The organism is Paenibacillus sp. P4_A7, assembly GCF_056402455.1.
Map to the genome: position 1 here is coordinate 1 of NZ_JBFUHJ010000179.1, position 9,965 is coordinate 9,965.

Annotated in this window: 8 protein-coding genes and 1 riboswitch; of the genes, 7 read left to right on the forward strand and 1 reads right to left on the reverse strand. The window is 43.7% G+C overall.

Annotation, left to right across the window (positions count from 1 at the left end):
- From AC1DWN_RS19395 to pflA, 6 genes are all read left to right on the forward strand, one after another.
- The coding region (locus AC1DWN_RS19395; RefSeq protein ID WP_477560546.1) for a chloride channel protein at positions 1-1,144 on the forward strand (1,144 nt) is incomplete at its 5' end.
- Positions 1,145-1,463: 319 nt separating this feature from the next.
- On the forward strand, positions 1,464-2,042 hold the full coding sequence (locus AC1DWN_RS19400; protein ID WP_477560547.1) for a hemerythrin domain-containing protein: 579 nt from the start codon (positions 1,464-1,466) through the stop codon (positions 2,040-2,042).
- A gap of 128 nt (positions 2,043-2,170) precedes the next feature.
- Positions 2,171-4,777, forward strand: a complete 2,607-nt coding sequence (gene adhE, locus AC1DWN_RS19405; protein ID WP_477560548.1) for a bifunctional acetaldehyde-CoA/alcohol dehydrogenase — start codon at positions 2,171-2,173, stop codon at positions 4,775-4,777.
- 23 nt (positions 4,778-4,800) lie between these two features.
- Entirely contained in the window at positions 4,801-4,923 is a 123-nt protein-coding gene (locus tag AC1DWN_RS19410) for a hypothetical protein (protein WP_477560549.1), read from the forward strand.
- On the forward strand, positions 4,916-7,186 hold the full coding sequence (gene pflB / locus AC1DWN_RS19415; protein ID WP_477560550.1) for a formate C-acetyltransferase: 2,271 nt from the start codon (positions 4,916-4,918) through the stop codon (positions 7,184-7,186). Before AC1DWN_RS19410 ends, pflB begins: the two co-directional genes overlap by 8 nt.
- A 36-nt stretch (positions 7,187-7,222) precedes the next feature.
- Positions 7,223-7,960 (forward strand): pyruvate formate-lyase-activating protein, encoded by a 738-nt coding sequence (pflA, locus tag AC1DWN_RS19420; RefSeq protein WP_477560551.1) that lies wholly within the window; start codon positions 7,223-7,225, stop codon positions 7,958-7,960.
- Positions 7,961-8,098: 138 nt separating this feature from the next.
- Here the strand turns inward: pflA and AC1DWN_RS19425 are convergent, their stop codons facing one another.
- A complete protein-coding gene (locus AC1DWN_RS19425; RefSeq protein ID WP_477560552.1) occupies positions 8,099-8,311 on the reverse strand; it encodes a hypothetical protein in 213 nt (70 codons plus the stop codon).
- A gap of 185 nt (positions 8,312-8,496) precedes the next feature.
- Positions 8,497-8,685, forward strand: a riboswitch (Lysine riboswitch).
- Between the two features lie 153 nt (positions 8,686-8,838).
- Here AC1DWN_RS19425 and AC1DWN_RS19430 point away from each other — a divergent pair.
- On the forward strand, positions 8,839-9,965 hold a 1,127-nt coding region (locus AC1DWN_RS19430), incomplete at its 3' end, for an amino acid permease (RefSeq protein WP_477560553.1).

The following is a 9,965-nucleotide window of genomic DNA, read 5'->3' on the forward strand; positions in this document are numbered from 1 at the left end:
TCTCGCTATTCTTTCTGTAACGACTCACTTTTTATGGGTTGATTTGCCGAATGTAATTGATATTGGAGCTTGGCCACTAATCGTGTGTGTAGTTGGCGGTATTTTGATAGGTTTATCTCAAAAGTACCTTGGTAATTACCCTCGTTTAACAGATGAAGTAGTAGCAGAGTTCAAGCAAACAAAAAGAATTGATTACAGTTCAGTGTTTAAGGGCGCCATAACTGCAATTTGTGTACTTTCTTTTGGTGCCAGTCTTGGTCCCGAGGCGGCTTTAGTCGGGATTGTAGGAGGCCTTTCTACGTGGTCAGGAGATGTTTTGAAATCATTAGTTAAGAAAAAATCTATATTAAATGAACATGGAGATATCATCATGGAATATAGTATTGAGGCAACAATAGGTATGGTTTTTAGGGCGCCGCTATTTGGAGTTAGTACATTGTTAGAAGATACAAAAGAATCAAGGCATATTAAGCTAATAAAGACAGTTGTGTATTCATTAACTACTGTCGCAGGTTTTTCTGTATTTATCCTATTATCCAAAATAGATAACAAACAATTTTCCATAGCGGATTTTGGTACACCAGCATTAGGCGGATATGAAATATTAGCTATAATTCCGCTGATCCTTTTAGGAGTATTGCTTGCAAAATTATATGAATTATTTAGTCATAGTGCCCAAAAAGTACTCAAACCACTTGAAAATTATAAAGTCATTAGAGCTGTTATTGGCGGGATAGTACTAGGATTAGTCGGTACGATTCTCCCTATTACTTTATTTTCGGGGGAGCATGAGTTAACCGAAATAGCTGCTAAGTGGACCGGTATGTCAGCTTATTTATTATTGGCAATAGGTATTGTAAAGCTATTTTTAACTGAATTTTGTTTAGCCTCTGGTTGGCGTGGAGGACATATATTTCCTATTATTTTCGCAGGGGTAAGCATAGGCTATGGAATTGCGTTGTTATTCTCGATAGATCCGGTAACATCCATTGCCGTAGTCACCACATCTCTCGCCAGTGCAGTACTCCGGAAGCCGCTGGCAGTTTTTTTGCTTTTAATCATGATCTTCCAAGTGAAGCTGGTTATACCTATGTTAATTGCAGCATATTTACCAGTGTATTTATTAAAGCTGAAACGGGGATAACTTAAGGCTGCCCTCTGGGGAATTTTAAAATATGGAAGTTGATATTGGCTTCTACAGCCACATCTTAGTTTATTCTACTGTCAGCACTCGATACACGTGGAGGCGGTAGTGTCGCTAGTGAGTGAGTATGGATTTAATGCCACATATACCTGAATATAATATCGTCTATTTATACCCAAGCGGATACATCGCTTGGGTTTTTAGTTTCTTGAAAGACTCGATTGCCGATTTGTGCCTTATCTCACAGCTATCAACCTGCGGTATCTATATAATACAGACCAAATAGAACAATGCTTGAAAACTAGTGGAGGTGTATGCAATGCATGCTTCAAAAGAAAAAGTAAATATGCTGGACCCTATTAACTCTGCTCGGCCAAACGCCTATATCCAATTGGCCATGCATCTTCAGATGGAACATATTCAATTGAAGGCGAAATGTTCCACATTGTGTGAACTCAGCATAAGAACTACCTCCAGTTTCGGGAAATATGGCTCTCTACAATCGTTAAAGGAGTTGCGTTGCCAAGCAGAATCACTGCTTCATGACCTGGCTCTTCATTCGAAATGGGAGGACGAAGAATTATTCCCTACTTTCTCTCGTTATTACAGAAGAACAACAGAACAAACCCTTTTGCCATCCTTGTGGGTGCTTGAAAAGGACCATGAACTTGCACTTCAATTTTTCGAATCGTTTCTACAACTAAGCCGTACGCTCATTGCTCCATTGACATTAAAACAGATATGTACAGATCCATCTCTATTCGAAAAGTTAAAGGAAGGCTGCGATCATTTGACGCAAGGCTGTTTGGTTCTTAACGGACATTTTCAGATGGAAGAGGAGATCATATTCCCATTATTTGAACAAATTTTGACGGATATGGACTATTTCTTCTCATAAATATATTTTTTGCGGATAAATACAGTTCATTGTGATAAATGTCATGGTTAGCAAATAGTGATTTCGATATGATTAAGCCATCAAGAAGAAGCAAGATTCCTAAGAAGATCTACAAGGAGGAGAAGCCGATGGCTGTTAAAGAAGTCAAATTAGACCGCGAAAGCTCCGCACAAGAGGAAGTGAACAGACTAGTCTCACAAGCAAGAGCTGCACAGGAAGCGTTCCTATCTATGAATCAGGAGCAGATCGACCGGGTTGTCCAATCCATGGCGCTTGCCGGACTGGATAAACATATGTTGCTTGCGAAGATGGCTGTTGACGAAACTGGCCGTGGAGTTTATGAAGACAAAATAACGAAAAACATCTTTGCAACGGAATATATTTACCATAGCATCAAGTATAACAAAACAGTTGGTGTAATTGAGGAGAACGCATTCGAAAATTACCGCCTTGTAGCTGAGCCTGTCGGAATAATTGCTGGGGTAACGCCTGTTACAAACCCAACTTCAACTACGATGTTTAAAGCCCTTATTGCAACGAAAACGCGCAATCCGATCATCTTTGCCTTTCATCCATCCGCGCAAAAAAGCARTGCAGAAGCGGCGAAAACATTGCGTGATGCTGCTGTAGCTAACGGCGCACCTGAGCATTGTGTACAGTGGGTAGAAACACCATCTTTGGATGCAACACGACTGCTGATGAATCATCCTGACGTTGCTCTAGTTCTCGCTACAGGCGGATCGGCAATGGTGAAATCGGCTTATAGTACAGGCAAACCGGCTCTTGGGGTCGGCCCAGGCAACGTACCTTGCTTTATTGAAAGGTCTGCTGATATTAAACAAGCGGTAACGGATCTTATCTTATCAAAAACGTTTGATAACGGAATGATATGTGCTTCCGAGCAAGCGGTCATCATCGAAGAGGTCATCTACGACCAAGTACGCAAGCTAATGAAGGATAACGGCTGCTATTTCCTAAATAAAGCCGAGACTGAGGCAGTTTCAAAGCTCGTGATTAATAGTGAAAAGTGTGCAGTCAATGCAGTAATCGTTGGACAGTCAGCAGTTAAAATTGCCGAAATGGCGGGTATTGAAGTTCCTTTAGATACCAAAATTCTAATTGCAGAATTACTAGGCGTTGGAGCTGATTTCCCATTATCGGCAGAGAAACTCAGCCCAGTACTGGCTTGCTATAAAGTGAAGACAACCGAGCAGGGCATTGAACGCGCAGCGGAGATCGTAGCATTTGGAGGATTAGGCCATTCCTCGGTTATCCATTCGAACAATGATGGAGTTATACAGGCTTATGCTAGTCGACTCAAAACAGGCCGTGTCATTGTAAACTCGCCTTCGACGCATGGCGCTATCGGAGATCTGTACAATACAAACTTGCCATCACTAACGCTTGGCTGCGGCTCTTACGGACACAACTCGACGACTTCGAACGTATCAGCGGTGAATCTGCTGAACATCAAACGCGTCGCTTATCGGACCGTCAATATGCAGTGGTTCAAAATACCGCCTAAAATCTATTTCGAAAAAGGCGCTACGCAATATTTGGAGAAAATGCCTGATATCTCCCGTATTCTGATAGTCACAGATGAGATGATGGTTAAGCTTGGTTATGTAGAGAAGCTTGAATACTATTTGCGGAAGCGATCAACTCCTGTCGCAATTGAAGTGTTCGCTAACGTCGAGCCAGATCCATCCGTTGAAACGGTTGAACGCGGTACAAAAGTAATGGATAGCTTTAAGCCTGACTGTATTATTGCACTAGGCGGCGGTTCCCCAATGGATGCGGCGAAAGCAATGTGGCTCTTCTATGAATACCCGGAAACTAGCTTCCATTCGTTGAAACAGAAGTTTCTCGACATTCGCAAGCGGATTTACAAATATCCGCGTTTGGGCGATAAAGCAAAGTTTGTAGCCATTCCGACGACATCGGGTACAGGTTCTGAGGTTACATCTTTTGCGGTCATTACTGACAAGAATGAAGGGCATACCAAATATCCGCTTGCTGATTACGAATTGACGCCAGACGTAGCCATCATAGATCCTGAGTTTGTGTACAGTCTTCCGAAGATAGCAGTAGCAGATACTGGWATGGACGTACTTACTCATGCGATTGAATCGTATGTGTCGGTAATGGCGAGTGATTTTACAGATGGACTAGCGCTTCATGCGATTCGCCTTGTATTCCAAAACCTGGAGAAATCCTATCATACAGGAGATCAAATAGCTAGGGAGAAGATGCATAATGCTTCCACAATTGCCGGTATGGCCTTTGCGAATGCATTCCTTGGTATCAACCATAGCTTAGCGCATAAGTGGGGTGGTCAATACCATACGGCACATGGTCGTACGAATGCGATACTGTTGCCGCACGTTATTCGATACAACTCACAAAAACCGACAAAATTCACTTCATTCCCTAAATATAGCCACTTTATTGCTGATGAACGTTATGCAGAAATTGCTCGCATCATCGGATTGCCTGCCCGGACAACCGCAGAGGGAGTTAACAGCTTAATTGAAGCGATCCGCAAGCTGAGCCAATCTCTAGGTATTCCAGAGAAATTCCAGGACCTAGCAATAGACCCGACCGATTTCGAAGAAAGAGTTGACTATCTTGCCGACCGTGCCTTCGAGGATCAATGTATAACCGCCAATCCGCGTATGCCGCTTGTAACAGAACTTGCGGACGTTTACCGGAATGCATTCTACGGCAAATTCTGACCCTCCGGAAAGGAGTAATACCCATGATATCTGGCGTTATATTGGCAGGTGGCGATCACATTGGTATCAATGGGCAGCATCGGGCATTATCGCTTATCTCAGTATCAATCTTGATGTACAAAATGGAGGTGCTAAGTCATGGCTAAGACAGAAAAGGAAATCATGAAGCAGATTGGAACACAAGTGGCATGGCGAGGTTTTGCAGCAGGGAACTGGCAGGAAAAGGTCGACGTCCAATCTTTTATTGAAAGAAACATTACTTCATATGAAGGTGACGAAAGCTTCCTAGCTAGCCCAACGGAAAATACCGCAGCGCTGTGGGCACAGGTTAGTGAACTGCTCAAGGAGGAGCGGGATAGAGGCGGCGTACACGATATTGATGTCAATACAGTATCCAGCATTACGTCGCATGAACCCGGATATATTGATCAGGCTAAAGAAAAGATTGTTGGATTGCAAACCGATGCTCCATTGAAACGTGCCGTTCAACCATTTGGCGGAGTAAGAATGGCAGCTGATGCTTGTGAAGCCTACGGTTATAAGCTATCGCCAGAGATTGAGCGCATATTTACCGAACTGCGGAAAACGCATAACCAAGGTGTTTTCGATGCGTACACGACTGACATGCGCGCTGCGCGTAAAGCCGGCATCATCACAGGTTTGCCAGACGCTTATGGTCGTGGTCGGATTATCGGAGACTATCGCAGAGTTGCGCTATATGGTGTTGATCGCCTCGTTAAAGCTAAGAAAGAAGAACTTCTCCAATTAGAAGAAGAAGATATGATAGAGAATGTCATTTTACTTCGCGAAGAGCTCTCCGAGCAAATACGCAGTCTAGCCGAATTAAAGCAAATGGCTGCTACGTATGGCTACGATATTGCTGTACCTGCTGCCAATGCGCATGAAGCTGTACAATGGCTATACTTTGCCTATCTTGCCGCAGTTAAGGAACAAAACGGAGCAGCGATGAGTCTTGGACGTGTATCGAGCTTCCTAGACATTTTTATCGAACGTGATCTACAAGAAGGCACATTAACAGAAGACGATGCTCAAGAGCTAGTAGACCATTTTGTTATGAAGCTGAGAATTGTGAAATTTCTACGTACGCCAGATTACAATGAGTTGTTCAGCGGAGACCCAACTTGGGTGACTGAAGCTGTCGGCGGCATGGGACTAAACGGGAAAACATATGTGACGCGCAACTCGTTCCGATTCCTTCATACGCTTTACAATCTCGGACCTGCACCTGAACCTAACTTGACGATTCTTTGGTCAACAGCGTTGCCAGATAGCTTCAAAAAGTTTTGTGCACGCGTCTCGGCCGAAACTAGCTCGATCCAGTACGAAAACGATGATCTTATGCGTCCGCATTTTGGAGACGATTATGGAATTGCATGTTGTGTATCTGCTATGCGTATTGGGAAACAAATGCAGTTTTTCGGTGCACGCGCCAATCTCGCTAAGGCATTGCTCTATGCGATAAACGGTGGCGTAGATGAGAAACTTGGCCTTCAACTCGTTCCGGATATTAAACCATTAACGTCGGAAGTGCTCGATTATGAAGAAGTGAAGGCAAACTTCGAGATCGTTCAGGATTGGCTTGCAAAGCTGTATATGAATACACTTAACGTTATTCACTACATGCATGATAAATACTGCTATGAGCGAATTGAAATGGCGCTTCACGATAGAGATATCGTAAGAACGATGGCATGCGGTATAGCAGGATTATCAGTTGTAGCTGATAGCTTAAGCGCCATCCGCCACACGAAAGTTCGTCCTATTCGTAATGAAAAGGGAATTGCGATTGACTTCGAAATAGAAGGTGAATACCCGCAATATGGTAACAATGATGACCGTGTTGACCAAATAGCTATTGATCTGGTAGAAGGATTTATGGCCCGTCTTCGCACGCATAAGACGTACCGTAATGCGATTCCGACATTGTCAGTGCTTACGATTACTTCAAACGTCGTTTACGGAAAGAAAACGGGAAGTACGCCAGACGGCCGCAAAGCTGGTGAGCCTTTTGCTCCAGGTGCCAACCCTATGCACGGACGTGATCGAAAAGGGGCACTCGCTTCACTGGCTTCGGTAGCAAAAATTCCTTATGAAAACAGCTTGGACGGTATTTCGAATACATTCTCGATCATTCCTAAAGCACTCGGCAAAGAAGACAATGTACGCTTTAGCAATCTTGCTGCATTGCTTGACGGTTATGCGATAAGCGGCGGTCATCATCTCAATGTCAACGTCTTTAATCGAGAGCAGCTTATGGACGCGATGGAGCATCCAGAAAATTATCCTCAGCTTACGATACGTGTATCGGGTTATGCCGTAAACTTCATTAAGTTGACAAGAGAGCAACAAATGGATGTCATTAGCCGCACGTTCCATGGGGAAATCTAACAACTTGAATCTATCATTGAAAGGAGCGTGGCCTGCATGAAAGGTCGCATTCATTCCATGGAAACGTTCGGCACCGTGGATGGCCCCGGTATACGCTTTGTCCTGTTCATGCAGGGATGCGCACTGCAATGCCGGTTTTGCCATAACCCTGACACATGGGATACCGCAACAGGACGACAAGTAACTGTCGATGAAATCCTCGAGGAGATTGAGCCCTATTTACCTTACTACAGGGGTTCTGGCGGGGGGATCACAGTTACAGGAGGAGAACCAACCCTTCAAGCGCCATTCGTCGCTCAACTGTTTAAAGCTTGCAAGGAAAGGTTTGGCTTGCATACAGCATTGGATAGTTCAGGATTTTGCGATACGACTCACGCTTCCGAACTTATCGATTATACAGATCTTGTATTGCTTGATTTGAAGCAAATCAATAAAGAAAAGCATGAGTGGCTTACTACACAGCCTAATGATAGGATACTAAAATTCGCTAAATGGTTGTCAGAGCGTAATAAGCCGGCTTGGATCAGGCATGTGCTTATTCCGGGTATTACAGACCAACCTGAGGATTTGAACGCATTAGGTGAATTTATGGGACAGCTTGCTAATGTTGAGAAATTCGAATTACTGCCATATCATCGTATGGGTGTATATAAATGGGAGCAGCTTGGACGGACTTATCAGCTAGAAGGAGTACCAACGCCCAGTGATCGGGAAGTCGAACGTGCAAGGCAAATAATCGAGGACGCTCGAAAACTTACGTCATATCGTTCATAGTTACCGTATTATCTAAGACGCGCAACAATCGCGCGTCTTTTTTTTGTGTGCGCCCAGCATGGGCGCTATCTCTAGGGTTCAAGTCCCGAATGGCGAAGGCAGTAGTAGTTTTTTTGGTCAATAATCTGCTTCTAATCCCTACTCATCTAGCCACTTATTCACTTTATTTCCTATCTTTTCAGTTACAGTGAATAGCGACACTATGAAAGACAAGATCCCTCCAACGAACCATCCCATAGCGGCACCCCCTCCAACTGCAACGAATGAGAACACGGTTTGTTCGCTTGGATGAACATTATACAAGATTACGCCAGTAATAATAGCAACAATAACGAAGAGCCAAAATCCCACTGACATGTCTGCAAGACTAATGACAAGAAATAATGTCCAGTTTATGGGACACCCTCTTATTTCATATTATGTTACTCTCCATCGGTTTTAGATTCTAATATACTTTTTATACCATTGTTTACMCTCTCAATGTTCGCTATAATGTTCTTATAAATTAAATTGAATATAACCCTCATCCTATCAAACGGTGAGGTAGAGGTCGCGGTTGTTAGAAGTAAATCAGTGGAGACGCAGAGAACGTCATTGAAGCTGTTGAAAGGAACAACCGCCGAAGTTTGATTGCTGCTCTGGGCAATTGGGCTGGGACTGTTGCCGGAAGGTGCAGAACTGTCACAAATTTATGATAAGTAAATTTGTGATGAGCTATCTTCAAAGAAGATAAGATGGGAATGATATAAAACGTTCACCTCTGTGAGCGTTTTTTTTGTGACCATAAGAAACGTATGTTCTGAAAGACAGTGTCACCGTTTCTTCTTGTTTCCCACTCCAGAACAATGGATCGACATCATGATTAAGGAGTGTTTTTAATGTCATCAAACAATTCGACTGAGCCACAGCAGTTGAAACGCGGGCTCAAGGCTCGTCACCTCACGATGATTGCACTTGGAGGCTCCATTGGTACAGGCTTGTTCCTTGCTAGTGGTAGTGCAATAGCAGAAGCTGGTCCAGGGGGAGCTCTTCTCGCTTATATAGCGGTGGGTATTATGGTGTACTTCCTTATGACTAGTTTGGGAGAACTTGCAACCTATATGCCAGAATCGGGATCTTTTAACACATATGCGAGCCGCTTCGTGGATCCTTCTTTGGGATTCGCCCTGGGATGGAATTTCTGGTTTAACTGGGCGATTACGATTGCCTCTGAGCTTGCAGCAGCAACTCTTATTATTAAATATTGGTTTCCTGATAGTCCTTCTTATCTGTGGAGCTTCCTGTTCCTTGCCATTATTTTCGGTTTGAATTTACTGTCTGTCAAAGGATATGGTGAATCGGAATACTGGTTTGCATTGATCAAAATTGCYGTTGTCATCATCTTCTTGATTGTTGGGGTGCTTATGATATTTGGTATAATGGGCGGCTCGAAGCCAACTGGCTTCAGTAATTTCACACTAGACGGTGGACCGTTCCATGGTGGTTTTCTAGCGTTTCTTGGTATCTTTATGGCAGCGGGTTATTCGTTCCAAGGAACCGAGCTTGTCGGCATTGCAGCGGGTGAAAGTGAGAACCCACGTGAGAACGTACCGAAGGCCATTAAACAAATCTTCTGGCGTATTCTGTTTTTCTATATTTTTGCAATCTTCGTAATTGGCATGTTGATTCCTTTTACACATCCGAGCTTGATGCAAGCTGGTATTGAGAATATTGCAGTTAGTCCGTTCACCCTTGTTTTTGAAAAAGCGGGATTCGCCTTCGCGGCTGCTATTATGAATGCCGTCATTTTGACTTCGGTGCTGTCTGCTGGTAACTCGGGGATGTATGCATCTACACGTGTACTGTGGGTACTTGCCAAAGAGGGCAAAGCACCTAAGTTTCTAGAGAAATTAAACAAACGCGGTATTCCTATTAATGCGCTGCTGGTCACTTGTGCAGTCGGCATGCTTGCGTTCCTAGCTTCCTTCTTCGGTGATGGGGTTGTGTATTTATGGCTGCTGAATGC